This is a genomic window from Halohasta litchfieldiae (genome assembly GCF_002788215.1).
Classification (GTDB): Archaea; Halobacteriota; Halobacteria; order Halobacteriales; family Haloferacaceae; genus Halohasta; species Halohasta litchfieldiae.
This window is the reverse complement of sequence record NZ_CP024845.1, coordinates 2,340,429-2,363,038: the sequence shown is the minus strand read 5'-3', so window position 1 is coordinate 2,363,038 and position 22,610 is coordinate 2,340,429. Positions and strand designations below refer to the sequence as shown.

The window sequence follows — 22,610 nt, the reverse complement described above, 5'->3', positions numbered from 1 at the left end:
GGGTTGAGATAAGCATCAACGCTGCGTCTCAATCGGTCGACACACCCTGAGTAACCCGCTCTCGGACTAGCCCCCGCCGCCGGTGACTGTGGCGGGGCGGTCGGTGTTGAGGAGGACTTCCTGTGTGACCGAGCCGAACAGCAGCTTGCCGGCGGGCGAGCGTTTGCTTCCCCCGAGGACGATGAGGTCGACATCGAGGTCCTCCGCGTCCTGAATAATGTCGTCGGCTACCTCGCCACTGTCTTCGAGGAGCTGGTAGTCGACACCGGCGTCTTCGAGGCATTCCTCCGCGCGGCGGACCGACGCGACGCGCTCGGCGGAGTTGAATCGCTGCAACTCTGTGGGCATCTCCGTCGCACCTGCCCCATCGGTAAAGACGAACAGGAGGTATGCTTCGACCGCCTCGTCAGCGTTCGGAAGGCCGGCAACGAACGATGCCTGTCTGCGAGCGCGATCTTCATTGTCGTCGACCGGAACAAGTACGCGGTACATATGTTATTAATTATAAAGTCAGAATTGATTGTCAGTCTGTAATTCAGTTCGCCTCAGTCGTCGTCGGTCTTCACGTCAGCCGACAGGCCCTGCGCCAACTCGATTTCGGGCGCGTTGTTCAGTGTCCACGCGGTCCGCTCGGTGACGGCTTCGATGACTTCACGGGCCGAGGGGTAGCCGTTGCCGGATTTCTTGACGCCGCCGAACGGCAGTTGGACTTCCGCACCGATACACGGGAGGTTCCCGTAGGCCAGTCCGAGGTCGGCGTGATCGCGGTAGTAGTTGATTTGTCTGTAGTCCTCGGAGATAATCGAGCCCGCAAGCCCGTAGGGGGTCGCGTTCTGCAGTTCGACGGCGCGCTCGATATCGCCGTCGTACTCGATGAGCGCGACGTGGGGGCCGAAGACCTCCTCGCGGATACATTCGAGCGACTCGTCGTACTCGATTTCGTAGACGAACGGGCCGGTCCAGTGGCCATCTTCGTGGCCCTCTGGAATTTCTTCCTCACTGAGTTCGCCGCGGTCGACCAACACGTTCGCGCCCTCCTCGCGGGCCCGCTCGTTGCCAGCCAGCACCTTCTCCTTGTGTTCGGCCTCGATCAGTGGTCCCATGAACGTGTCTTCGTCGAGCGGATCTCCGACCGCAACTCGCTCGGCTGCGGCGACATACCGTTCTTTGAACTCCTCGTAGACATCGGTGTGGACGATGAGCCGCTCGGCCGACACACAGCGCTGGCCTGTCGTTTTGAACCCCGACAGCACAGCCGCCGGAACAGCGAGATCGAGATCCGCCTCATCGGTGATGACGACCGCGTTTTTGCCGCCCATCTCACAGGCCGCGAGTTTGCCGGGCGTCCCACCGACCTGATCGGCGATATGATGGCCGACCTCGGCGCTGCCCGTAAAGAGGACTGTCGCCACGTCGTCGTGGTCGACGATGGCGGCTCCGGCGTCGCCGTACCCCTGAATCATGTTGAACACGCCATCCGGAATCCCGGCGTCGACCATGAGTTCGGCAATGGCTTGGGCACAGCGTGGCGTCTGTTCGGCGGGCTTCCAGACGACCGTGTTCCCCTCGACGAGTGCCACAGCCATATGCCAGAACGGAATTGCAATCGGGAAGTTCCACGGTGTGATACAGCCGACGACGCCGCGGGGTTTCCGCCGCATGTAGGCATCTTTCGAGCCGATTTCGGAGGGGACGACATCGCCGTGGGGATGGCGGGCGTTGCCGGCGGCCCATTCGACCATGTGGGCGGCCTCGACGATGTCGGCCCGGCCCTCGTTGATCTCCTTGCCACACTCGCGGGTGACGAGTTCGCCGAGTTCGTCGGTTCTATCCTTTAGTTCTTCGTAGACATCCCAGAGATACTCCGCGCGGTTCGGATACGAGAGGTTGCGCCACTCGTCGGCTGCCTCGTCGGCCGCGGCGATAGCTCGGTCGACGTCTTCGTCAGTGCCCCGTGGGAATTCGCCCAACGCCTCACCCGTCGCTGGATTGGTGCTCGTGAATGTCTCGTCGCCCTCGACCCACTCGCCGTCAATATAGTGTTCGAACGTCTCCATACACTGTCTAGACGGTATACCGGCGAATAAGCCATACCGACCATGGGAGGGATTCCGGATCGTACTGCAGTTTCAGTTCAGCAAGACTCGAAACGACTCAGTCGACGGCTGCCTCGGCCACGTCGAGTTCGTCCATTGCGACCTCAATGATCGTCGCCTCAACGAGTGCTCGCTGTTCAGTCAGTGGATCGTCAGCCGACTCCAAGACCTCCCGGCTTCGGTCGAGCAGTCGACTTTCGAGTTCGGTCTGGTTGGGTTCTCTGGTCTCGTTGAGCATGGCCTCGAAATCCTCCCGGAGGTCGAAGGAAGCGTAGGCGACGTTACACCGCGAGAGTGGATGGTGGCCCATCTCAAGAGCGAGATCAGCAACGAGGTCCCAGTCGTCGGCACAGAACTGGAGGGTCACCGGGCTGACGATATCCTGCCACGCAATCGGCCCGCTGTTTTCCATCAGCGTCACCGCCCGCGGCGGGACTTCGATGCGACTGGTGGTTTTGGCCTGCCCGCAGAGACAACACGGGGTGTCGGTTCGCCCAGTGAACATACCTCCTGTAGGGGGGTGACTGGTATGGTCCTTTGGTCCGTGTCGGCAGAATCAGTCGTCGGTGGTCTGTCGTCTTCAGTCGACGGTACCTCGTCAGTCGTCGGCTTGGGCCTTCTCGAAGCGGTCCGGCGGCAGTCGGAGGTCGTCGAGGTCAGGACGGTGTTTGATGTTGTAGACGACTTTCAGTTCGTCAGTCGTCGGTCGACCATTACACGAGAGCCGGATGCCCTGCTCAAGCAGGTCCTCGGAGAGAATGTGGTCGACCAACTGCGAGAGTTCGCCTTCAAGCAGCGCGACCGCGCAGTTTGCACACGCCCCGCCGCGGCAGGCAAAGGGCCAAGCGTGACCGCTTCGCTCGGCGGCCTCCAGCAGCGTTTCGTCGTCTTCGACCTCGAAGCGACCGAAGTCGACTTCATCGAGATCTACCCTCGCGGCCTTCTCGAAGAGGTCGTCGTCATCGAGTTCCCAGCCGTAGTCTTTGAGGACATCATAGTTGAGATAGTCGACTGTGGCTGGCTCCTCTTCGGGTTCGGGCTGGACAGTCGCGCCGATGAAATCGTCGTCTTCGAGAGGGTCGTCGGCTCCCGTCTCGGTGAGAGCTTGATAGGCTCGTTCGACGCGTTTGAATGCCTCTTCGGAGCCGCCGAGATCCGGATGTGTCTCTTTGACTCGGTCTCGGTAGGCCTGTTTGATCTCCTCGTCGTCTGCATCCGGGTCGACGCGGAGGATCTCTGCTGGAGACGCCATCTAGGTAGGTGGTCGACTGGTGGGTCTCGCTCATCCTTAAGGCGTCGACTTGGGTCGTGTCCAACGGTCGTACCGAGTCGAAATGGCCCCACCAAACACGGTTGCTTTTCACACTCACTCCCGACTGCTACGTAATGACGTACGCAGATTCGGATGGCTGTTCGATCTACTACGACGTCGACGCCGCCGCTCCCGACGCAGAAACCGTCGTCTTCGTCGGTGACCTCGCTCTCGGCGCGTGGCAATGGGGCTGGCAGTACAACGCCCTCGCTGGCCTCTTCGAGACTATCGTCTACGATCACCGCGGCTGTGGCCGATCAGATTCCCCTGACGGCCCATACTCGATGGCCGATCTGGTCGACGATCTGGAAGCCGTCTTGGTCGACGCGAACGTTCGCCGCGCCCACCTCGTCGGCTGTGGCCTCGGCGGCTGTGTGGCCCTCGCCGCGGCCCGCCACACCAGCCGCGCCGAGAGCCTCACGCTGATCGGCACCCCAGCCTCGGGCGAGGCGTTCGATCCATCCGACATCCGGGCAGATCCTGCCGATACCAACGGTCTCCGAGCCTCGACGACTGCGCTGCTGTCGACCGAATTCTGCGAGGCACACCCCGAAGTCGTCGACCGAATCGTCGACTGGCGAGCAGACGAAGACGCTCCCCCCGCGGTCCAGCAGGCCCAACTGGCCGCCATCGAAGGGTTCGATGCCGAGCCACTGTACGAGATCACGCGTCCGGCGCTCGTCGTCGCCGGGGGCGACGATAGGGTTGTCGACGGCGAGGCGAGCCAGCGGTTGGCCGAGGACCTCCCAAAGGGCGAGTTTCTAGAGTACCCCGAGGCTGGCCACCTGCTTACCGTCGAGCGGTCGGCGGCGGTCAACGACGAGTTGGTCGGGTTTCTGGAGTCGAGCGGTGAGAGAAGTAAGTAGGCTCGCCGAGACCGGCAGAAGCCGCGCGCGACGCAAGGCACTTAGTTACGGCTCTCCTGTCTGCTGGTAATGGAACGGCTACGGTTTGGGCTTCTGCAGGCGGCTCACGACGACCCCAACACGACACGGAACTTCAGACGCGAACTCGATGCCGACCTCGTCGAGTTCGACGTGAACAACGGCAACCTCCCGCCGACCACCGAGTTCGACGCATTGGTCGTCACCGGCTCGCGGGCCTCGGTTTACTGGGACAAAGACTGGATCGGCCCGCTTGTCGACTACGTGGGTCGGGCCGCCGCCGATGGCGTCCCGATCCTCGGCATCTGTTATGGCCACCAGGTGGTGGCCGAAGCCCTCGGTGGTCGGGTCTCTGGGATGGACGACTTCGAACTCGGCTACAACGAAATCGAACAGGTCGACGACGACCCTCTCTTTGCGGGCATGGGCGAGGCATTCACCGTCTTCACTAGCCACGGCGATTCGGTCATCGAACTCCCACCGGGTGCGGAACTGATCGCTCGCAACGAGTACGGTGTCCACGGCTTCCGCCGGGACCACTGTTGGGGCGTGCAGTTCCATCCGGAGTACGACATCGAAACCGCCCGCGAAATCGCTGAAAGCAAACGGGAGCGATTGGGCGACGAGCAGGTCGACCGTGTGCTCAGCGAGATCTCATCTGAACAGTACGACGCCGCCTGCGAAGCCAAACAGCTCTTCGAGAACTTTGCGGCCTACGCCCGAAAGCAGGCCGCCGAGGGCGACGAACTCGAAGCCACGGCCTGATCAGTCGACTTCGCTTCTGTCCGGTTTTTTTGTATCGGCTGTTACCGCGGAATCACAGCAGACCGTAACCAAGAGCGTCGACTGCACTGGTCGACTGATTGACGGTCAAGCACGACAATACATTCATTACGACAGCACACTAGGTACAGTGTATGCCCGTTCGTATCGACGAGTTCGAAACCGGCGAGTTGCCAACCGGTCCGAGTGTCCCCGAGCAGGTACTCACGTATTTGTACACGAACCAAGAGCAGGCGTTCACTCGTTCGGAGATCGCAGCCGGAATCGACGAAGATCCAAACACGGTCGGGACTGCTCTCAGTCGACTCAAAAAACGGGATCTCGTCCGACACAAGGGGGAGTACTGGGCGTTAACGACCGATATCGACCGAGTACGGGATGCGTATGCGCTCCATACAGTTTCCGAACACCTCGACGGAGACGATGGCGGGATCGATCCAGAAGCGTGGGACACTGCTGCTCCGGATCAACCCCACCCCAGCGAGCAGGACGAGTAGATGGAGCCCGAACGCGGAGATGTCGTTCGGAGTGTTGATCCATTTAAAATAGGCGAGGACCGACAGCGACCATGGCTGATCGTCAACAACGAATCACACCCATTTGGAGATCAACAGTATATCGCCGTCGCTATTTCGACGAAAGCATACAGTGACTCGCTGTCACTAGAATCCAAGCTATGGGACGTGGGTGGGACACCACGCGAATCATTCGTTTCTCCATGGGCAATCCACTCGCCACGGGGCGAAGATTTCGTCGCATGGCAAGGTCGACTCTCCGAGGCGTTCGTCGACGAGGTTATCGATGCAGTCGAGACGTATCTCCGCTGATTGGGATCATCGCCAGTGAGATGGACCCTGCCAAGAACGCCCTTAAGTAGCCGCCTCACGACCATTCAGTAATGGCTATTGACCCGAACTTCGATGTAAACAGACAAAAGGTAGGTGAGGAAAACGGCGTCGACGTCTGGGGCCCCGTCGACCCACCCGAAACACTGGGCATCCACGGCACCCACGTCGCCGTCGACTACGATATCTGCGTTGCCGACGGCGCGTGTCTCGAAAACTGCCCCGTCGACGTCTTCACGTGGGTTGAGACCCCCGACCATCCCGCCAGCGAAAAGAAGGTCGAACCCACCCGCGAAGACCAGTGTATCGACTGCATGCTCTGTGTGGATATCTGCCCCGTCGACGCAATCGATGTCGACGGCAGCCGGAAGTAATCCAAACCCAGCCACCACACCCCTCTGTGGGTTGACAGCCACTGTACTCGGTTTGACAACTTGTCACATACATTTATTTTCATCGACCGAATACTGGGAGCTAGTGTCACGGGCAGCGTGAGGATGGTTCCCTATGCAAGTACAAGATATCATGCGTTCAGGGATGGTGACCGTCCCTGTCACCGCCGATCTCCGAACCGCGTCTCGAAAGCTCCTCAAACGGCGTGGTCGACCACTGACGGTCACCCACGACGGCGAGCCAGTCGGGCTACTGGCCGAGTACCACGTGGTCAAAGCGGGCTGTCTGTCGAACCGCCCGTTTGAAGAAATTCCTGTGAAGAAAGTCATGGCACGATCCTCAGGCTCGGTGTCGCCGACGATGCCGGTCCGAATCGCCATCAAGCGGATGAACCGCCACAACGTCTCGGCGATCCCGGTCGCCGAGGAGTTGGAGGTGATCGGCTCGCTGACGATCAGAGACGTCGCTCGAAACTACCACCAACTGATCGACGAGGCCACCACCGAAAGCGAACTCAAAGAAACGTGGAACAGCGACGACCAACGCATTGAGTTCGAAAACTGATCTCCTACCTATTGGCAGAGCCACTGCCAGCAGCACCTCACCCGAACACCCGTCGACGACAGCCATATGACCATAACAACTGATATCTCTCTGTGACACAGTTCGAAAGATGAACTATGTCTGAGTGGTCTCCGCGGTCAGTGCCACGGTCGTGGCGAGTTGGACTCGGGATTGGTTATCTGCTGGTCTTCGCCTACGCAATCATCATTGCCCAACAGATCTTGTATGGACTCTTGCTGGGTCTTTTGTGTGGGGTGGTGTATTTGGGTTGGCGGTTCCTCGTTGCGATAGAGGGCATCACTGACGCACTCCAGCGAATCGCCCGACAGTACGAAGAGAACTAAGCAGATCAGCGTCTGTTCGGTGGGTCGGTGTCGTCGCTCAGAAACACACTATCCTGTGTCGGATCAAAATAAACCTCCAACGCCCGTAACGTCCCGGCATACGCCGCGGCCATCACGAACGTGAACCCAACCAGCGCCGAAAGAACGACACCAAGGACCATTGCGACACGGTTTTCGCGTTTTCATCAAATAGCTGTCTATTCTCGCTATTCTGTCATGGATTACAGAACCACCTGAGCGAGTCCGACAACGAGCAACCCAACCGACACCCCAACGACGGGCAGGTCGACCAACCCAAATCGGAGCGGCGGCAGCGTCGGGTTCCACGAGAGACACCGTGCCTGCATCGCCAGCGAGAGCCGGTCGGCCCGCCGAAAGGCCCGATTGAGCCCGCTGGTCGTCAGCGTAATTATTCGCTCGCGGAGCGGCCGATCAGTGCCGAGTCGGGCAGCCTCGGCGTCTCGGATCGCAAACAGATCCTGACGCAACACCGGGAGGAACCGGGCGACGAGTTCAACTCCCAATCCCAGAAACTGGCCCGGTCGACCGGGCACGGTCGACTGAATCGCCGCCCGTGAGGCGGTGATCGAGGTGGTCCGAACGTAGCCGCCACAGACGACCAGCACGATGAGATTTCGGAGGCTCGCCAACGCGGGGTCGACGGCGTCGCCAACGACGAGCCACGGCGACCCGAAGGTGAGCATAGCGACCAGCGGTGCGGCCACCAGAAACGGGAGGACGAACCGGTAGGCCCAGATCACCCGCAGGGGGTTGGTGTCGGCTCCAGCGAGTGCGACCAAGCCCAACAGGCCGAACATGGCTACCCCATGCGGACTCGTATAGGCGAACGCGGCGGCCGCAAAGCTGAGCTGGAACAGGAGTTTGGTCCGCGGATCGAGCTGGTGGGCCAACGAGTCGCCCGGCTGGTACTCAAGCATTTTCTGGCCCGGGTGTCGACGGCGATTGCTCCGACCCGGTGCTGTCTGTGCTGTCTGTGCTGTCGGGCGGCACGTACACATCGAGCGCGGCCAGTTTCTCACGGGCAGCCTCGGCGTCGGTATCGAACGCAATCTGCCCATCGGCCATCCCGATCACGCGGTCGGCGGCCTCCAAGACGCCGCGGAGGTCGTGGGTGACCACGATGATGCTGGTACCGGCGTCGTGGAGCGCCGAAACCCGCGAAAGGACGGCTCGACGGGCTGGCTCGTCGAGTCCGGTCAGCGGCTCGTCCAAGACGAGATGATCCGGCTCCATCGCCAGCGCACCAGCGATGGCGACCCGCTCGCGTTCGCCACCCGATAGTTCGTCGATCCGGTCGCCCTCACGCCCAGCGAGGTTGACCGCCGCCAGCGACTCCTCGACCCGGCGGTCGACCTCGCTGTGCGAACAGCCGAGGTTTCGAGGCCCAAATGCCACGTCAGCACCGATGGTCGACGCCACGAACGCATCCCGCGGCTCCTGAAACACCATGCCGACGGCCTGTCGGGCCGCAACCAGATCCTCCGCAACTGGCCTACCGTTGACCAGCATCTCACCCTCGTCGGGCGTTTCGAGCCCGTTGAACTGCCGGACGAGTGTCGTCTTTCCCGAGCCATTGGGCCCGACGATGAGGACGTACTCGCCGGTGTCGATTCGGAGCGAGACCTCGTCGACGGCGGTCGTCTCGCCGTAGCGGGCGACGAGGTCGCGTGCCTGAAGCATCGCTTAGGTGGCCGCAATCGCGTCGCTTCGGAGGATGCCGATCACGGCGGCGATTTTGACGGCCTCGAAGGGAACGAACGCGAGCGCCGAGACGGTAAAGGACTCGACGAGACCGATGTCTTGGATCACTGCATACCCAACCGTTCCCATCGCGTAGATGACGACCGTTCCGGCGACCATTGCCCCGACAAGCAGGGGTACGCCGACCTCGTTGTAATCACGAAGCTCCATGCCTCGGTGAACGATGAAGCCGATGACGCCTGCGGCGATCAAATACGACCAAAGATAGCCGAACGTCGGCGCGCCGATGAGATAGCCGAGTCCTGCAGAGCCACCGGCGAACACGGGAACACCAATCGCCCCAGCGGCGAGATACAGCGCCAGCGCACCGGTTCCCCACACTGGGCCGAGCATGATCCCGGCAAGGAAGACGCCGACGACCTGCAGCGTGACTGGAATACCCGGTGCGAGTGGATTCGGGAACGAAACGTACGAAAAGGCCGCCACAAGCGCGGCAAACAGCGCCGCACGGGCGATGTTGCTGACGGTATCGCCGTCGACTAAGTCGACTGATTCGGTCGAAGTTGCCATACAGGGAACCTCTCGTAAACTATATTCAAAGGTTCGGTTTACATGACGACTGTCGACACTGCTGATAGGTTTTGGTCGATTGTTGTCACCATGTGAGCATGCAGACAGATTTTTATATACCGACACTGTGGATGGTTCCACCTATGGACGACAAGACTGCCGAACTCCGGGATATCTTCATCGATGCCACTGGTTCGGACACCGTCACCGAGAGCCAGTCGGAATCGCCGGGTTCGTTGACTGACACGGGGGGTGATGCCACCCAGCGACTGCTCGAACTGATCGGTCGTATGCGAGAGCGGTACGCCTTCGACACCGAGTTCGACGACGAGACACTCAGTCAAGTGGTACAGTTGTACTACGCCGAGGGCTCCGACCGCGAGATCGCCGCCGAACTCGAAGCTGACGTCGACAGCGTCTTCGAGGCCCGACTCGATCTCCACCTCGTTCGAGAATCCGACCGCGACGCCGAGTTCGATCTCGACGACCTCCGTCGACTGATCGTCGAGGATGTACCACTGTCTGAGCGTGCCGACAAACTCGATATCACCGAGGCAACTGCCCGCCACTACAGCGTGATTGTCGAGGCCGATCTCCGGTCGACGCGGGCCAACGACCGGTTCCGCGACGAGTTCCGCGAACTGCTGACCGACTCGGATCTCACGAACCAACTCGCCCGCGACGCCCGCGAAGACGGCCTCGAAGAGGCCACCGAAGACCTCGAAACCGACACCTCGTTCTAACGCTCTCTCCCGTCTGTCCTCCAGCGGTGCGTACTTTCAAATACGAACAGTCGACCACGGGCTGGTATGCCGACGTTCAGCGACCTGAGTCGGGCCGCCTACTGCCCCCGACAGCTCTACTACGCCCGCACCGACGACGACCGGGGACCGCCACCCGAAGCCGAAGCCCGGCAAGCACTCGCGTTTCAGTACGACGACCTCCGAACAGCCGACGACGAAACGCTCGCCGAGCTTCCAATCAACTGCTCGCCGACAGCCTATCGGGAGGCACTGGGTGAGCTGTCGAGCCGCGTCGACTGGAAGGCGCTCTGTAACCCGGTCGAGCGGGACTACTTCGTGGAAGGAAAGGACTGCCACGGACGGATTCACAAACTGCTGGCCGGTGGGTCAGAGCCACCAGTACCGACCGTAATTTCGCCGGGAACCCCACCCGAGAACGGTGTCTGGGAGCCACAGTCTGTCCGGGCGGTAGCGGCCGCAAACGCACTTGCTTGGGAGCGTGAACAGGAGATCCCCCGCGCCCTCGTCGAGTATCCAGCGGTTGGGATCGTCCGTGAGGTCGAGTTGACCTGTCGACGGACCGCCGACTACCGTCGCGTCCTCCGAACCGTGCGGTCGATGGATGGCCCACCGCCGCGAGTCAACGACAACCGCTGTGAGAGCTGCGACTACCGGACAGAGTGTGGCGTGAAAACGCGGTCGTTGAAATCACTGCTCGGCCTCTGAGTCGTTGCTGCGGCCGGTCAGTCACTCACCGGGTTAGGTGGCGAACTCGGAGAGAGCGTCCTGACACGCATCAAACGAGATCTCGTCACGATCCGGGTCGACGAGAGTCCGTCGAGCGGCATCGGTGACGATCTTCGTGAGATCACGGGCCGAGTAGCCATCGGTCGACGCAGCGAGGTCGGCAATTTCGTCGTCGGTCACCGAGTGGGCACGATCCGAGAGATGGGTTGTGATGATCTCTCGGCGGGTCTGTTCTTCGGGCAAGCCGACGAACAGCTCCTTGTCGAACCGGCTGAGCGCCGCCGAATCGAGTTCGTCGTGAACGTTCGTCGCCCCCATGAAGAGGATGTTTTCCTCACCGACGTTCTCGATCTGGGTGAGGAACTCGTTGACGACCTTCTGGTCTTCGGCGTGCTGGTTGGTCGAATTCCGGGCCTTGAGCACGGAGTCGATCTCGTCGATGAAGATGAGAGCCCCACCCGCGTGCTCGGCAAGGGCTCGCGCCTCGGCAAACAGTTCGTTGACGTTCTCCGTGCTGGCGTTGATATACCGCGACAGCATGTCGCCACCGCTGAGCGTCACGTAGGGGTAACCGATCTCTCCAGCGAGAGCCTTTGCGAGATAGGTTTTCCCGGTGCCCGGCGGGCCGTACAGCAGCAGGCTCGGTACCGGAACGCCGAGCTGTTTGGCCTGCTCGGGGCGGTCCCGGAACGGGACGATAACGCTGTTTCGAATCGTCTCAGTTAGCTCCGGTCGACCGCCGTAGTCGGCCATCGTGACGGCCGACTCCTTGGTCCACGAGTGGGAGAGTTCCATCTCCAACTCCTCGGCCCACGGCGGCTGGTCGTCGGTCGACTCCGTCGACTCCTCGTCGGTCGACTCGGCGTCGGAGGGTGCCTCATCGGAGGCAACGGTATCTGATGACGGCGATTCGGTGTTGGTCGACGAACCGTTTGTCGGAGTCGACGACTCGCTCCCGCCGTTTTGAGCTGCGGACTGCAGGCGATCCAACGGCGGCCCGGAGACACGCGACATGCGGGGAAACGGATTTTCTTCGGACTCCAACACAGTCTGAGACGGCACATCCTCGGGGATATTGGGTCTGAACTGCCGGTACTCGGGATACAGTAACTCGGCTTTGAACCGGTCGCCAGTATCGGTTTCGGCGTCATACTCCGACAGATAGAGCCGGTAGATCTCTTCGAGCGTCTCGGTTATCTCCGCGTGATAGATGATCGTGATGTACTCGGTGGTTTCGTTATTAAAAATGAGGACGTCAGTCGGGTGTTGGTCGCCGAACGTCCGGTTTTTGAACTGCGATTCGAAATCGAGCAGTCCGTTCCAAAACAGCGTCAACAGTTCCGTCGACTCGGGTTCGAGAATGATATCGGCCGTATAGTCGCCGCTTTCGGTTTGGAAGCCGCCGGTTGCGGTCTCACCGTCGCTGTCGGCCCACAGCTCCGCAAACGGTTCGGGCGTCGGTGCCGACCGGGAAAACAGCCGGATCGACCGTCGGTCGATGATCTTCACCGATTCGAATCGGCCCACCGTCCGTGCATCGTGAATCCCCGTGGCCACCAGCTTCAGCCCGTCGCCCTGTTGGATCTCGTCGACGGTCTCCTGAAGCCGTCGGTCGTACCCCCGAGTGCCGACTGTCGCCGGCTCGCCATCGGCGGAGTACATGACGAGATACCCCGGCTCACGACGAATGACTCGGTATTTGCCACGGCTGGTGAGGGGAGGATTCGCTGACATGATGCGGTTCGATACTGGCTGGTATTTACCAGCCAGATTGTATTAATCCTTTGTACGGATGGTTGACAGCCCACCGTCGACAACGACTAGTTGTCAGCGAGCCACGCCTCGATTTCGGCAACCTGTGCCCCGCGGCGATGAATCTTGTTGGCTTCGATGTCGACGACCGTGCTCTCAGTGCCGGGTGTCTGGCCGGTATCGATGATCACCCTCACGGCCTCACGGACCGAGGCCGAAAGGTCATCGGGCAGTCGGGCACTCGGCTGACCGCTCCGATTGGCGCTGGTGGCGGTGATCGGTCCCGCCGCCCGGCAGAGTGCCAGCGCGACGTCATTGGCCGGAATCCGCACGCCGACACGACTCCGACCGCTGGTGAGAATATCGGGGAGTGTGGGTTTGCGGTCGACGACGACGGTCACTGGACCGGGGAGGAACTGGTTCATAAAGTCGCGTTCGCGCTCGGTCGGCTCGGTGTACTGGCGGGCAGTCTCGCGGTCGGGGAAGGCTACCGAGAGCGGCCTGTGGTAGGGGCGGTCTTTGATTGCGAAGATGCGGTCGACGGCCTCGTCGTCGGTCGCGTCCGCACCCAGTCCGTAGACGGTTTCGGTCGGGTAGACCACTGCCTCGCCCGCCTCGATGGCCGTGGCTGCCTCGTCGATGGCTGCCTGCGTATCGTCGCCCAGTGTCATAGTTGAGGGTCGACCAGCGATGCGAAAAGGATACTGTTCTGGGGTCGACCGGACTCAGTCAGATCAGAGCAGTTAGCCGAACAGCCCACCAGAATCAGTATCTGTTGTGTGGAATGTCGGATAGAGGTCGTAGTGGTCGTACCGACGAGCGTAGATGAACTTCCCGAACCCAATGGTCTGGAACGGTTCCGGTGGAAGCAGACCCATCCCGGCGAAACAGTCCCGGACCTGACACCGAAGGTGGTGGTCGATATAGTCGCGGAACGCCTCGAAACCGCCGGGATCGGCGGGGATCAGTTCGATTGTCGCATCGGGCTCTCGATCAAGCGGATCGTCTGCCCGTTGGACCTGATGTTCGCCACGAGCATCGGGGTAGCCGACGTGAATCCCGGACACGGCGGCGATTTCCAGTGGGATATCGTCGACGTCGGTGGTCTCAATGACGTGTTCGCCAACCGCCTCCCAGTCGACGAGGTCTGGCTGGGTGGCCGCTGAGACCGTCTCTGCGGTCGCGGCCTCGAAATCCAGACCATGTGATGCTGCGACGGCTTCAGCAGTGTCCGAGACGGCATCATCTTCGAGGTCGACGCCAAGATAGACATCGAGTTCGTAAACCACCGCATCTTCGGCCCGAACACCAGCCGGGAGGTCGACGAGCCGCTGGACGCTCTCGTCGTGATGGCTTCGAATCTGCTGATGTAGTGGCCCGAAATACTGCTCGAAGTCGGACGCCGACAGATCGGTTATGGCTTCTCGAACAGCGTTGACGTACTCGGGGTTTTCGGCGTGGTCGACTGTATCGTAGCCGCGCTGTTGGTAGACATAGTATTTGGCGTATCGACGGGCCTGCTCAACATACTCGTTATCATTATCAGTTCGATTGGCTGCCTTGTCGGGGTAGCCATCTGAGTCATGGCCAGTGATCTCACCATTTTCGCCAATCTCGATTAGGTTTTCAACATCTTTGTTGTCGATAACGCTGAGGCCAACAATTTCTTCGTTTTCACCGGTGATTATCGCATCCATACTCATTCACTCCTGCTCTGAGCTTTGCCTTCAAGATTCGAGAAGTCAGACCCTTCTTTCAGTTCCTTGTACATCCGGGTCATCTCGCTGTACATCTGTTCTAGGTCTTGGGCTTGGCTATCGAGGAGCCGGTCACCAGCGTAGTCGACGCCCTGCTTGGTGAGATCGCTGGCCATACCGGCAACAGCACCGACGCCAGCCCCGAGGGCAGTCCCAATCGGACCACCAAGGACCGTTCCAATGGCCGCACCTGCGCCTGCACTCACAAGTGAGCCGCTGGCACCCTTGATTGCAGTTTGGGCCAAGTCATCCATACCAGGTGCACTCGTCGCACCCGGCTTGGCTTCGGTCAGTGTTTTCATGACCAACTGTTGATTGGCTTTGATTTGTTGGACTTCGTCTGCCAGCGTCTCTGGATCGGCTTTGATTTCGTCGACGTCGATGTCGACTGGCTGTTGGTCCGACTGGGTCGGTTGGGGCGGCTGCTCTGGACGGTCACCGGGCGACCTCGTCTCATCGCGGCTGATGCTCCCGAGGCCTGCCCGCTGTACGTGGACCTCCGTCTCAGACATTCGTTGAATATCCAACGCTCCGCCCTTCATTACCTGTTGAGCCGTCTCTTCGGCCTCACGCTCCAATGCAGGATCTGGGTCGACCTCCAGTTCTACATTTTCCTGCGGTAACATCGACACCGTGCTGCCAGTCTGTTGCCTCACGTGCGCTAACTCGTGAGCCAATACATGCTGACCCTCTGGTGATTCGGGATCATACTCGCCCTGATTGAACGCAATATGACTCCCGACCGTGAACGCACGCGCATTGATCGATTCACAGGCCGCAGCCGCCGTCGACCCTGTATGAATCTGGACGTCACCGAACGAATCGCCCATCCGGTCTTCCATCGCTCGCTGGATCGAGGCGTCCAGCGACCGGCCAGTCGACGAAATCACGTCTCGAACCGGCTCTGGAACACCAGTCTCACCAGCCGCGCCAGTGTCGACAGCGGCTTTTTCGCTGCGCTGGAGTGATCGCTTGTTCTGCCGCTCAATGTTGGTTGGTACTTCAGACGGACGCTCGGCCTGTCGCTGGCGGAAGGTCTCCATATCCCACGTTTTGCCGAGAATTTCGGCGGTCATCCCCTCCTCAATCCAGTCGTGGACCTGTGGTCCGTGAGTATCCTCAGCGATCTGTAACCGCTGGAGGATTCTATCATCGGGTATCTGCATCCCGAAATGCTGTTCTGCACGGTCAGTGTCGGTCGTCCAGATGGCCCCAGTCGAGAACTCTTGCTGGGTGGTCGACTGCCGGTGGCGGGCAGTCTGCCCTGCGACATCAGTCTCTTGGGTCTGTGACCGACGCGATGAGCGAAACCCCATTCTCTCAGTCGGATTTTCCCTCGTCTTTGTATAAATACTCTCGTGCCAACATTTTAACAGGGATCACGGAGCAAACTGCGGTTAAGATGACGACCATCCCCGTCTCGCCAGACGAGTTATGAGCTACGCGTCGACCCACGAACATCTACGCGCGGAGCTTGATCGAGTCGACGCCATCCTGGAAGCGTACAATCCCGGCGAGGAGAGCGAGCGCCCTGAATCATCGGGTGAGGGGGCGTCGAGAGCTGAGGCTGAAGGTCCCCTGCCGGACCCGCGGGAGTTGTCACTCGCGGTTCCCGAAGCGGACCGTCGACAAGTGTCGGAGCTCACTACGGAAATACGCGAAAACTGCCGGACCACCGACGACACGCGGCTCCGGATTCGTGTCCTCGCCGAGACGTGTGGGCTGTCGCGTCGACATCTCGACGTGCTCATGCTGGCTGTGGCTCCAGAAATCGATACGGAGTATGGGACGCGATTCCAGCAGGTCCACAATCATCAGTCACTCGTTCGACCGACCCCGCTTTTCGTCGAGAATCTGTTCGGCTGCTCGTGGACCGACCGCCTCGCTGCCGGAACCCTCGTTAGCAGCGACTCGCCACTCCGCCAGCACGACCTCATCGAACTCCAGCCGTCTCCTGCCGAGCATCTCGGTAAGCGCGGTCGACTCATCACCGTCTCTGAACGCATCGTCGACTACCTCAAAGGCTACGACGGCGTCGACCCCGAACTCGACGCCACGCTCGCCGACCACGTCAAAAGCGGCCACAGCGAACGGGGACTGGCCAACTGTACAGCCGACGCCACTCTCGATTCCCTCGCCGTCGACAATGAAATCCAGAGTCGACTCGCAACCCTCACCGATTCTGCCGAGAACGGTCGCCGATTGTACTGGTACGGGCCAGCGACCGAGAAACACCGCGCTGTCGAGGCTGTCTGTAGCGCCGACCAGTATTAAAAGCCGATCTCGCAGCCGTGCTGGCAGCCGACGCGCTCGACTGGCTTCGCCGGGAGGCCGCGCTGCTCGGTCGACCACTCCACCTCACCAACGCGACAGTGGTGACCGACCATCCCGAACTGAACACATCGCTCAAAGCCGTTTTTGATTCCGTTGCCGACCTCGATACAGAGGTCTTCGTCACCGGCAGCGATTCGTGGACGCCGACCGAGACGATGGCCCGCGAGGTCGACGCCATCATCGCATTCCCGTATCCCTCCGTCGACCTCCGGCGGGAGTTCTGGGAGTCACAAGCAACCGAACTGCCAGAGGAAGTCGACTCCGAGGTGCTTGCAGGGACGTTCCGACTCACCCACGGCCAGCTTCGGGCCGCACTGTCGACGGCCCGGTCGCTCGCTGGCGACAAGGCGTTGACTGCCGAGGATATCTACGCGGGCTGTAGCGCTCAATCGGCCGACGGACTGGGCGAGCTCGCCGAGCGGATCGAACCTGACAGCGAGTGGGACGAGATCCAACTTAGAGCCGAAACCGAGCGAAAACTCCAGCTCGTGCGGACCCATATCACACAGCAGTCGACGATCTACAGCGACTGGGGATTTGCCGAGGGATCGAGCCGCGGCACCGGTGTCGTCGCGCTGTTCGAGGGCCCGTCAGGCACGGGCAAAACGATGGCCGCCGAACTGCTGGCGGGCGATGTGGGGATGGATCTCTACCGAATCGATCTCTCCGCAGTCGTCTCGAAGTATATCGGCGAGACCGAGGAAAACCTCGAAGAAATATTCGAAGCCGCGACCAACTCGAACGCTATTTTGCTCTTTGATGAGGCTGATGCGGTGTTCGGCGGCCGGACGGAGGTCTCGGATTCGACTGACAGATATGCCAACGCCGAGGTGAACTACCTGCTCCAGCGAATCGAACGCTACGACGGGATCGTGTTACTGACGACCAACTACGCCTCACAGATCGATTCGGCCTTCCAGCGTCGACTCGATCACACCGTCTCGTTCAAACAGCCACAGCAGTCGACTCGAACCGCAATCTGGACGGAGATATTCCCCGACGACGCCCCGGTTGGCGAGGTCGACTACGAGTTCCTCTCGACCTTTGAGTTCACCGGCGGCCAGATCAAAACCATCGCCCACACGGCGGCCGTGTTGGCAGCCAGCGAGGCCCAATCGAATGGGACAATCGAGATGCGGCATCTCGTCGGAGCCATTCAGTTAGAGTTCGAAAACAGCGGTCGAATGGTCGACCCCACTGAGTACGAACCCTACCAACACCTGCTGTATACTGCTGGGGATGGTGATGCGGACAATACAGTCGACACACCAGATCCAGTTGATTCGTCTACGTCAGTCGCCGCCGAAGCCAACGCGCAAAGAAACTCGGAGACTGCTGACCGCAGCGCGAACGAGGCGACGGAGTCGACCGACGGGAGCCCGGAAGACGTCGTGCGTGCGTTTTTCGACCGGCTGTATGCGGGCGATCCCGCAGTTCACGACCTCTACCACTCTCGGGCAGTTACCGACCGAGTATCGCGGAAGGAACTACGACGAACCAAAGGAGTCGACCACTCGATTGCAAGCGAGATCGAACGCCTACAGGACGACTCCAGCCGGGTTCGGCTTGGATTCAGCCACACGAGAGATGGGACGAAGACACAGATCTCGGCCGAACTCCGCCTCGATGAAGGCTGCTGGCGACTGTTCGATCTGCAGCGTGGATCGACCCGTACAAATACATAAAACCCCGAAGCGAGTACCGCCTGCAAATGAGGGACGCCTACGGGAGCGAGACTGATGACACACGGGAGTGAGGGCAGATGACACTCCAGTTGCCGAGTGAGATCGTCGTCGACCGATTTCTGCCGACTGCCCGGTCGATGCTGGCGGTCGAACTCGACGACCGGGGGTTGCCACAGCAGGAGATCGCCACCAAACTCGGCATCTCACAGGCCGCGGTCAGCAAATACCTCAGCGGCAAACAGACCGGCGAGCCGCGGTTCGCCGACAACCCGCGAATGGTCGAGACCATCGAGTACATCGCCGAGGGGTTTGCAACGGGCACACTCGATGACTACGAAGCACTCTCTGAGCTGCTGGATCTGATTCGGGCCTTCGAGGACCGCGGGCCGATCTGTGCAGTCCACGAAGAGGAAATGCCCGCCCTCGAAGGGATGGGGTGTGATCTCTGTGTGCGAGGCCAAAATAAAGGACTTCAGGCCGAACGCGACGTCTTGGGTGATGTGAGACATGCTGTTCGGTTGTTTTCCAACACGCCAGCAGTCGTCGACCACATCCCGAACGTCGGTTCGAACATCGGGATGGCACTCCCCGAGGCCGACAGCCAGACCGATATCGCCGCGGTTCCGGGCCGAGTCCACGCGATGCGAGGCCGGGTCAACGTTCCATCAAATCCCGAGTTCGGGGCTTCCGAAAACGTCGCTACGACGCTGTTGGCAGTGATGGCCGTCGACCCCTCGGTTCGCGGCGCGGTCAACCTCGCCACCTCCGATGAACTGCTCGCGGCAGCCGACGAGCAGGGGCTTGAGGCAGTTGCGTTCGATGCGAGCTACGAGAACCGCGCCGAGCGGATTCAGTCGCTGCTCGAAGATCGAGACCGCGCCCCATCGGTTCTCTACCACGAGGGTACGTTCGGCATCGAACCGATCACGTATGTGTTCGGTGAGACCGCCGTCGACGCCGTCGAAACTGCGATTGCGTGTCTCTCGGTCGACGCCTGAAGTCGGCTGAGCGATGTCTTTATTTTTCGTGGTGTGGCTAGTTGTTGCATGGACGACTCAGAGACGACCGAGACGGACGATCTCGCGCCCGATGAGGAGACGGAATCGCTCCAAGAACTCGTGAACTACCTGACGCCACGGCGGGACAACGATATGATGGCGACCTACCAGAACACGACCTCGATTGCCTGTCCGGCCTGCGACGAACCGTTCGACTATCTCGTGGTCTGCAAACAGGACCAGACCAGCCTCTCGCTGTCGGACGTGATGGATCTCTGTGTGAGCGCCGACCACGACGGTCGACCGTTCCTGTTTACCCACGAGTAACACCGGTCCAACGACTCACGAATAGCACAAAACCTATCGCGGCGGCCACACAGCGTTCTATCAATGGTGATTGCAGCACCGATTGTGGCGGTCCTCAGTTTCGCCTTGCTCTATGGTGTCCTCCAACCGACCCACCGCGGCCCGACCGCAACCTACTGGAATCGAGGTCGAGAGGCGGTGTTACCGAAGCTCCACCGACTGGCCAGTCGACTCCGAGTAGGGTATGCAGCTTACGAACTCCAAGACCGGGAGTATGCGGGCCGAATCGACGCCCCAGTTGAGGACGTCGACAGACTACTCGCAGCCTACGGCTTCGAGCGAATGCCGCTGTCGGCGTGGAAAACCCTCCCTGATGGCCGAAGCGAGGCTGGCTCGTGGGCACGTCGAGACGGCCCATTGGCGGACCGACAGCTCCACGTGATGCTGTTTCAAACCGGCGACGGTGCGACTGACTGCTACGTGCACGACGAGTACAACGCCTTCCATCCACGGTATGCCGCCAAACACTACCATGGTATCGACTACAGCCCGCGAGGCGGCCATCGACAGCTCCACGGACTCATTGGTGAGTATCTCTACGAGCCAGCCGTCGGCCCGACCAATGATACCGAACAGCAGAACTGTGAAGAAAACTAAGCGGCGCGGCCACAAGCACGAAACACTATCAGATCGGACACAGTAGCAGGGGGTATGGACACCGTGTTGTCGGCAGTGCGGCGGGCGCTCGATCCCGACACGCAGTCGACGTTCGACCGGCGGGTGGCCGAGCAGGCCGAGCGACTCCGGGCCGAGCTTGAAGCGGGGGCCTTCGACAGCAACGGGGCCGCAGTCGGGTTGGAACTCGAACTGTACGCAGTCGACGAAACGGGCGCACTCACACCAATCGACGAGACGGTGTTCGGAGATGGCGGCTACGCCCGAGAGATCGGCCTCCACAACGTCGAACTCAACGCCAGCCCCCAGCGGTTCGATCCTGAGGGCGTCGCCGCACAGGCCGACGAACTCAAAGCGTCAGTGAGCGGGCTCCAGAAAGCCCTCTCGGCCCGTGGCCAACAGCTCATCTGCGATGGAATGTGGACGATTCCACCCGCCGAGGGGAGTCTGCGCTATCTCGATTTGGTCGACACCCACGACGGTATCCAGACCGCGGTCAACATGCCGACCAAACCGCGCTACTGCGCGATGGACAACACCTTGGTCCGCGAGGCGGGCGGCGGAATCGAACTCGACGTACCGGGTGCACACCACCGGTTTTCGACGATCCTCGTCGAATCCCTCACGAGTTCGATCCAACCCCACCTCCAAATCCCGGAGACGGCGCAGTTTCCGACCTACTTCAACGCCGCCATCCGAACGCTGGGACCGGTACTCGCGCTGTCGACCAACTCACCGTTTCTGCCCGGAGACCTCTACAATTCGGTCGACGATCCACACCGACTGGTCGACGAGACGCCACACGAACTCCGGATACCGGTGTTCGAGGGGACCGTCAACGTGGGGGGTCGAACCAAGGCCTGCTGCCCACAGGATATCGAGACGCCGACCGACATCGTCGACCGCGTGGTCGAAGACTGGACCTGCGGCCCGTTCCTCAGCGAGTGGAGCGAAACGCCGACCGAGGAGACAGCCGACGCGGTCGACTCCGTCTGGGAGTTTATCCACAAGTACGGCACCTACTGGCGGTGGGTGCGACCGATCATCGGCGGCGACGCCAGCGACGGCGAGGGTGGCTCGCTCCGTATCGAGTACCGACCGCTACCGACCCAGCCAACCGTCGAGGACGTACTGAGTCTCCACTGGTTGACAACCGGACTTATTCGTGGGATCGTTGCTGCCGACCACCCACTCGTGGAACTGGACTGGGCCGACGCCGAACAAGGGTTCTACAACGCGGTCGACGACGGCCTGAAGGCCGACCTTTCGTGGATCACCGCCGACGGCGAGTCGACAAGTGACCCCGAACTCATCTACCCGGAGCTGTTCGATCTCGCTCGCCGTGGCCTCAGAGCACAGGGGCATACCGACAGCGAGGCCGAACAACTGCTCGCGCCGATGGTCGACCGCTGGGAACGCGGCCAGACGCCGAGCCAGTGGAAGAAGGCCCGCGTACGCGAACACCTCGACGATGGGAAACCACTGGCCGAGGCGATTACCGCGATGCAGACCAGTTACAACCAGCACAGCGGACGCGGTGTGCCGTTTGCTGACTGGTAGTCTCTGGCTACTCTTGCTTACCACGCTGCGTGTCGCTCGTAGGCACCGGTATCAGCGCCTCAGGAAGCTGCTCTGCGAGACGGTCGAAGCGGATGGGTAGGATATGTCAGATTCATCCCCGCGCTAAAGCACGGGGCTTTCTCCTTGAATTTCCGTAACAGACGAACGAAGCCATCGTACCAACTCACGGCCAGCGCTTGCAAAAGCAGTCGTATTGTCATACATCTAGTATTATCGGTGCCGTCTGATAGAATTCTGGTGTATCTCGGCCAGTAAGTCACGAGATGGATGTTACGACGGAGATACCGCAGCCCCACAGTCCGGACAGTCGTCAGGATACCGGCGTCCGTCGACCGCAGCAATTCCATACTCCTCGTTTTCGGGTGCCTTACGCCGCAGTCGACTGCCACAGTTGGAACACTGTTTCATCTCGATACGTCTTCGCGTGAGGATATATGAATCCTCTGCCCGTCTTGAAATGTATGTCTAACTAGATATATAGCTGAAAACTGGCAGTAGGGAGTGGATAAATATGAGAAC

Annotated in this window: 28 protein-coding genes; 15 read left to right on the top strand and 13 right to left on the bottom strand. The window is 60.6% G+C overall.

From position 1 onward, the window contains the following. Positions 1-66 precede the first annotated feature (66 nt). The 4 genes from HALTADL_RS11960 to fer all read right to left on the bottom strand — a co-directional run bounded on the left by HALTADL_RS11960 (position 67) and on the right by fer (position 3,348). Positions 67-492 carry a universal stress protein gene (locus HALTADL_RS11960; RefSeq protein ID WP_089673449.1) on the bottom strand — a complete coding sequence of 142 codons (426 nt, stop codon included), beginning with the start codon at positions 490-492 and terminating at the stop codon, positions 67-69. Positions 493-545: 53 nt separating this feature from the next. Further along, positions 546-2,057: an aldehyde dehydrogenase family protein gene (locus HALTADL_RS11955; protein ID WP_089673450.1), complete on the bottom strand. Its 1,512-nt coding sequence runs from the start codon at positions 2,055-2,057 to the stop codon at positions 546-548. A 97-nt stretch (positions 2,058-2,154) separates the two neighbouring features. After that, on the bottom strand, positions 2,155-2,601 hold the full coding sequence (locus tag HALTADL_RS11950) for a hypothetical protein (RefSeq protein ID WP_089673451.1): 447 nt from the start codon (positions 2,599-2,601) through the stop codon (positions 2,155-2,157). Between the two features lie 93 nt (positions 2,602-2,694). Then, positions 2,695-3,348, bottom strand: a complete 654-nt coding sequence (fer, locus tag HALTADL_RS11945) for a ferredoxin Fer (protein WP_089673452.1) — start codon at positions 3,346-3,348, stop codon at positions 2,695-2,697. A gap of 134 nt (positions 3,349-3,482) precedes the next feature. Here fer and HALTADL_RS11940 point away from each other — a divergent pair, with 134 nt between their 5' ends. The 7 genes from HALTADL_RS11940 (at position 3,483) to HALTADL_RS11910 (ending at position 7,221) form a co-directional block, all read left to right on the top strand. Then, entirely contained in the window at positions 3,483-4,274 is a 792-nt protein-coding gene (locus tag HALTADL_RS11940; protein WP_089673453.1) for an alpha/beta fold hydrolase, read from the top strand. A 69-nt stretch (positions 4,275-4,343) separates the two neighbouring features. After that, on the top strand, positions 4,344-5,057 hold the full coding sequence (locus tag HALTADL_RS11935) for a type 1 glutamine amidotransferase (RefSeq protein ID WP_089673454.1): 714 nt from the start codon (positions 4,344-4,346) through the stop codon (positions 5,055-5,057). A gap of 152 nt (positions 5,058-5,209) precedes the next feature. Next, positions 5,210-5,572 (top strand): hypothetical protein, encoded by a 363-nt coding sequence (locus HALTADL_RS11930; protein WP_089673455.1) that lies wholly within the window; start codon positions 5,210-5,212, stop codon positions 5,570-5,572. Continuing rightward, the gene (locus HALTADL_RS11925) at positions 5,573-5,902 is read left to right on the top strand and encodes a hypothetical protein (RefSeq protein WP_089673456.1); all 330 of its coding nucleotides are present in this window, start codon (positions 5,573-5,575) and stop codon (positions 5,900-5,902) included. It begins immediately after the preceding gene. Positions 5,903-5,973: 71 nt separating this feature from the next. Next, positions 5,974-6,294, top strand: coding sequence for a 4Fe-4S dicluster domain-containing protein (locus HALTADL_RS11920; RefSeq protein ID WP_089673457.1), 321 nt, complete (start codon positions 5,974-5,976; stop codon positions 6,292-6,294). A 133-nt stretch (positions 6,295-6,427) separates the two neighbouring features. Continuing rightward, positions 6,428-6,877 carry a CBS domain-containing protein gene (locus HALTADL_RS11915; RefSeq protein ID WP_089673458.1) on the top strand — a complete coding sequence of 150 codons (450 nt, stop codon included), beginning with the start codon at positions 6,428-6,430 and terminating at the stop codon, positions 6,875-6,877. Positions 6,878-6,993: 116 nt separating this feature from the next. After that, positions 6,994-7,221, top strand: a complete 228-nt coding sequence (locus HALTADL_RS11910) for a hypothetical protein (RefSeq protein WP_089673459.1) — start codon at positions 6,994-6,996, stop codon at positions 7,219-7,221. Between the two features lie 5 nt (positions 7,222-7,226). Here HALTADL_RS11910 and HALTADL_RS17820 read toward each other — a convergent pair whose 3' ends face one another. Genes HALTADL_RS17820 through HALTADL_RS11895 form a run of 4 tightly spaced genes read right to left on the bottom strand, consistent with a single transcriptional unit; the run spans position 7,227 to position 9,513 of the window. Further along, the gene (locus HALTADL_RS17820; RefSeq protein ID WP_177171949.1) at positions 7,227-7,382 is read right to left on the bottom strand and encodes a hypothetical protein; all 156 of its coding nucleotides are present in this window, start codon (positions 7,380-7,382) and stop codon (positions 7,227-7,229) included. Positions 7,383-7,442: 60 nt separating this feature from the next. Further along, positions 7,443-8,159: an energy-coupling factor transporter transmembrane component T family protein gene (locus HALTADL_RS11905; protein WP_089673460.1), complete on the bottom strand. Its 717-nt coding sequence runs from the start codon at positions 8,157-8,159 to the stop codon at positions 7,443-7,445. Next, on the bottom strand, positions 8,152-8,922 hold the full coding sequence (locus HALTADL_RS11900) for an energy-coupling factor ABC transporter ATP-binding protein (RefSeq protein ID WP_089673461.1): 771 nt from the start codon (positions 8,920-8,922) through the stop codon (positions 8,152-8,154). The genes HALTADL_RS11905 and HALTADL_RS11900 overlap by 8 nt, the downstream gene beginning before the upstream one ends. Positions 8,923-8,925: 3 nt before the next feature. Beyond that, the gene (locus tag HALTADL_RS11895) at positions 8,926-9,513 is read right to left on the bottom strand and encodes a biotin transporter BioY (RefSeq protein WP_089673462.1); all 588 of its coding nucleotides are present in this window, start codon (positions 9,511-9,513) and stop codon (positions 8,926-8,928) included. A gap of 143 nt (positions 9,514-9,656) precedes the next feature. Here HALTADL_RS11895 and HALTADL_RS11890 point away from each other — a divergent pair, with 143 nt between their 5' ends. Next, on the top strand, positions 9,657-10,256 hold the full coding sequence (locus tag HALTADL_RS11890; RefSeq protein WP_089673463.1) for a conditioned medium-induced protein 4: 600 nt from the start codon (positions 9,657-9,659) through the stop codon (positions 10,254-10,256). A gap of 66 nt (positions 10,257-10,322) precedes the next feature. Continuing rightward, on the top strand, positions 10,323-10,982 hold the full coding sequence (locus HALTADL_RS11885; protein ID WP_089673464.1) for a CRISPR-associated protein Cas4: 660 nt from the start codon (positions 10,323-10,325) through the stop codon (positions 10,980-10,982). Between the two features lie 33 nt (positions 10,983-11,015). Here the strand turns inward: HALTADL_RS11885 and HALTADL_RS11880 are convergent, their stop codons facing one another. The 4 genes from HALTADL_RS11880 to HALTADL_RS11865 all read right to left on the bottom strand — a co-directional run bounded on the left by HALTADL_RS11880 (position 11,016) and on the right by HALTADL_RS11865 (position 15,828). After that, positions 11,016-12,737: an ATP-binding protein gene (locus HALTADL_RS11880; protein ID WP_089673465.1), complete on the bottom strand. Its 1,722-nt coding sequence runs from the start codon at positions 12,735-12,737 to the stop codon at positions 11,016-11,018. Positions 12,738-12,823: 86 nt separating this feature from the next. Further along, positions 12,824-13,426 (bottom strand): L-threonylcarbamoyladenylate synthase, encoded by a 603-nt coding sequence (locus HALTADL_RS11875; RefSeq protein ID WP_089673466.1) that lies wholly within the window; start codon positions 13,424-13,426, stop codon positions 12,824-12,826. 72 nt (positions 13,427-13,498) lie between these two features. Then, positions 13,499-14,452, bottom strand: coding sequence for a hypothetical protein (locus HALTADL_RS11870; protein ID WP_089673467.1), 954 nt, complete (start codon positions 14,450-14,452; stop codon positions 13,499-13,501). A 2-nt stretch (positions 14,453-14,454) separates the two neighbouring features. After that, positions 14,455-15,828 carry an eCIS core domain-containing protein gene (locus tag HALTADL_RS11865; RefSeq protein ID WP_218143703.1) on the bottom strand — a complete coding sequence of 458 codons (1,374 nt, stop codon included), beginning with the start codon at positions 15,826-15,828 and terminating at the stop codon, positions 14,455-14,457. 118 nt (positions 15,829-15,946) lie between these two features. On the opposite strand from HALTADL_RS11865, the gene HALTADL_RS17815 reads away from it, so the two are divergent. From HALTADL_RS17815 to HALTADL_RS11840, 6 genes are all read left to right on the top strand, one after another. Further along, a complete protein-coding gene (locus HALTADL_RS17815) occupies positions 15,947-16,786 on the top strand; it encodes a hypothetical protein (protein ID WP_218143704.1) in 840 nt (279 codons plus the stop codon). 17 nt (positions 16,787-16,803) lie between these two features. Then, positions 16,804-18,531, top strand: coding sequence for an ATP-binding protein (locus HALTADL_RS11860; RefSeq protein ID WP_218143705.1), 1,728 nt, complete (start codon positions 16,804-16,806; stop codon positions 18,529-18,531). Between the two features lie 77 nt (positions 18,532-18,608). Then, entirely contained in the window at positions 18,609-19,529 is a 921-nt protein-coding gene (locus HALTADL_RS11855) for a thiamine-phosphate synthase family protein (protein ID WP_089673468.1), read from the top strand. Positions 19,530-19,577: 48 nt separating this feature from the next. Beyond that, a complete protein-coding gene (locus HALTADL_RS11850) occupies positions 19,578-19,856 on the top strand; it encodes a DUF7385 family protein (protein WP_089673469.1) in 279 nt (92 codons plus the stop codon). 63 nt (positions 19,857-19,919) lie between these two features. Then, positions 19,920-20,492 (top strand): hypothetical protein, encoded by a 573-nt coding sequence (locus HALTADL_RS11845; RefSeq protein ID WP_089673470.1) that lies wholly within the window; start codon positions 19,920-19,922, stop codon positions 20,490-20,492. 54 nt (positions 20,493-20,546) lie between these two features. Continuing rightward, the gene (locus HALTADL_RS11840) at positions 20,547-22,070 is read left to right on the top strand and encodes a glutamate--cysteine ligase family protein (RefSeq protein ID WP_089673471.1); all 1,524 of its coding nucleotides are present in this window, start codon (positions 20,547-20,549) and stop codon (positions 22,068-22,070) included. Positions 22,071-22,361: 291 nt separating this feature from the next. On the opposite strand, the gene HALTADL_RS17425 is transcribed toward HALTADL_RS11840, so the two are convergent. Beyond that, complete coding sequence (locus tag HALTADL_RS17425) at positions 22,362-22,499, bottom strand: hypothetical protein (protein ID WP_162551721.1); 138 nt, start codon at positions 22,497-22,499, stop codon at positions 22,362-22,364. Between the last annotated feature and the right edge of the window lie 111 nt (positions 22,500-22,610).

Excerpts from the sequence above, each read along its gene's own strand:
- HALTADL_RS11845 (WP_089673470.1), top strand. The coding sequence starts at position 19,920 with ATGGTGATTGCAGCACCGATTGTGGCGGTCCTCAGTTTCGCCTTGCTC.
- HALTADL_RS11940 (WP_089673453.1), top strand. The coding sequence starts at position 3,483 with ATGACGTACGCAGATTCGGATGGCTGTTCGATCTACTACGACGTCGAC.
- HALTADL_RS11930 (WP_089673455.1), top strand. The coding sequence starts at position 5,210 with ATGCCCGTTCGTATCGACGAGTTCGAAACCGGCGAGTTGCCAACCGGT.
- HALTADL_RS11925 (WP_089673456.1), top strand. The coding sequence starts at position 5,573 with ATGGAGCCCGAACGCGGAGATGTCGTTCGGAGTGTTGATCCATTTAAA.
- HALTADL_RS17815 (WP_218143704.1), top strand. The coding sequence starts at position 15,947 with ATGAGCTACGCGTCGACCCACGAACATCTACGCGCGGAGCTTGATCGA.
- HALTADL_RS11865 (WP_218143703.1), bottom strand. The coding sequence starts at position 15,828 with ATGGGGTTTCGCTCATCGCGTCGGTCACAGACCCAAGAGACTGATGTC.
- HALTADL_RS11955 (WP_089673450.1), bottom strand. The coding sequence starts at position 2,057 with ATGGAGACGTTCGAACACTATATTGACGGCGAGTGGGTCGAGGGCGAC.
- HALTADL_RS11880 (WP_089673465.1), bottom strand. The coding sequence starts at position 12,737 with ATGTCAGCGAATCCTCCCCTCACCAGCCGTGGCAAATACCGAGTCATT.
- HALTADL_RS11960 (WP_089673449.1), bottom strand. The coding sequence starts at position 492 with ATGTACCGCGTACTTGTTCCGGTCGACGACAATGAAGATCGCGCTCGC.
- fer (WP_089673452.1), bottom strand. The coding sequence starts at position 3,348 with ATGGCGTCTCCAGCAGAGATCCTCCGCGTCGACCCGGATGCAGACGAC.
- HALTADL_RS11935 (WP_089673454.1), top strand. The coding sequence starts at position 4,344 with ATGGAACGGCTACGGTTTGGGCTTCTGCAGGCGGCTCACGACGACCCC.
- HALTADL_RS11910 (WP_089673459.1), top strand. The coding sequence starts at position 6,994 with ATGTCTGAGTGGTCTCCGCGGTCAGTGCCACGGTCGTGGCGAGTTGGA.
- HALTADL_RS17820 (WP_177171949.1), bottom strand. The coding sequence starts at position 7,382 with ATGGTCCTTGGTGTCGTTCTTTCGGCGCTGGTTGGGTTCACGTTCGTG.
- HALTADL_RS11840 (WP_089673471.1), top strand. The coding sequence starts at position 20,547 with ATGGACACCGTGTTGTCGGCAGTGCGGCGGGCGCTCGATCCCGACACG.
- HALTADL_RS17425 (WP_162551721.1), bottom strand. The coding sequence starts at position 22,499 with ATGAAACAGTGTTCCAACTGTGGCAGTCGACTGCGGCGTAAGGCACCC.
- HALTADL_RS11885 (WP_089673464.1), top strand. The coding sequence starts at position 10,323 with ATGCCGACGTTCAGCGACCTGAGTCGGGCCGCCTACTGCCCCCGACAG.
- HALTADL_RS11890 (WP_089673463.1), top strand. The coding sequence starts at position 9,657 with ATGGACGACAAGACTGCCGAACTCCGGGATATCTTCATCGATGCCACT.
- HALTADL_RS11905 (WP_089673460.1), bottom strand. The coding sequence starts at position 8,159 with ATGCTTGAGTACCAGCCGGGCGACTCGTTGGCCCACCAGCTCGATCCG.
- HALTADL_RS11875 (WP_089673466.1), bottom strand. The coding sequence starts at position 13,426 with ATGACACTGGGCGACGATACGCAGGCAGCCATCGACGAGGCAGCCACG.
- HALTADL_RS11950 (WP_089673451.1), bottom strand. The coding sequence starts at position 2,601 with ATGTTCACTGGGCGAACCGACACCCCGTGTTGTCTCTGCGGGCAGGCC.
- HALTADL_RS11900 (WP_089673461.1), bottom strand. The coding sequence starts at position 8,922 with ATGCTTCAGGCACGCGACCTCGTCGCCCGCTACGGCGAGACGACCGCC.
- HALTADL_RS11855 (WP_089673468.1), top strand. The coding sequence starts at position 18,609 with ATGACACTCCAGTTGCCGAGTGAGATCGTCGTCGACCGATTTCTGCCG.
- HALTADL_RS11915 (WP_089673458.1), top strand. The coding sequence starts at position 6,428 with ATGCAAGTACAAGATATCATGCGTTCAGGGATGGTGACCGTCCCTGTC.
- HALTADL_RS11920 (WP_089673457.1), top strand. The coding sequence starts at position 5,974 with ATGGCTATTGACCCGAACTTCGATGTAAACAGACAAAAGGTAGGTGAG.
- HALTADL_RS11870 (WP_089673467.1), bottom strand. The coding sequence starts at position 14,452 with ATGGATGCGATAATCACCGGTGAAAACGAAGAAATTGTTGGCCTCAGC.
- HALTADL_RS11850 (WP_089673469.1), top strand. The coding sequence starts at position 19,578 with ATGGACGACTCAGAGACGACCGAGACGGACGATCTCGCGCCCGATGAG.
- HALTADL_RS11895 (WP_089673462.1), bottom strand. The coding sequence starts at position 9,513 with ATGGCAACTTCGACCGAATCAGTCGACTTAGTCGACGGCGATACCGTC.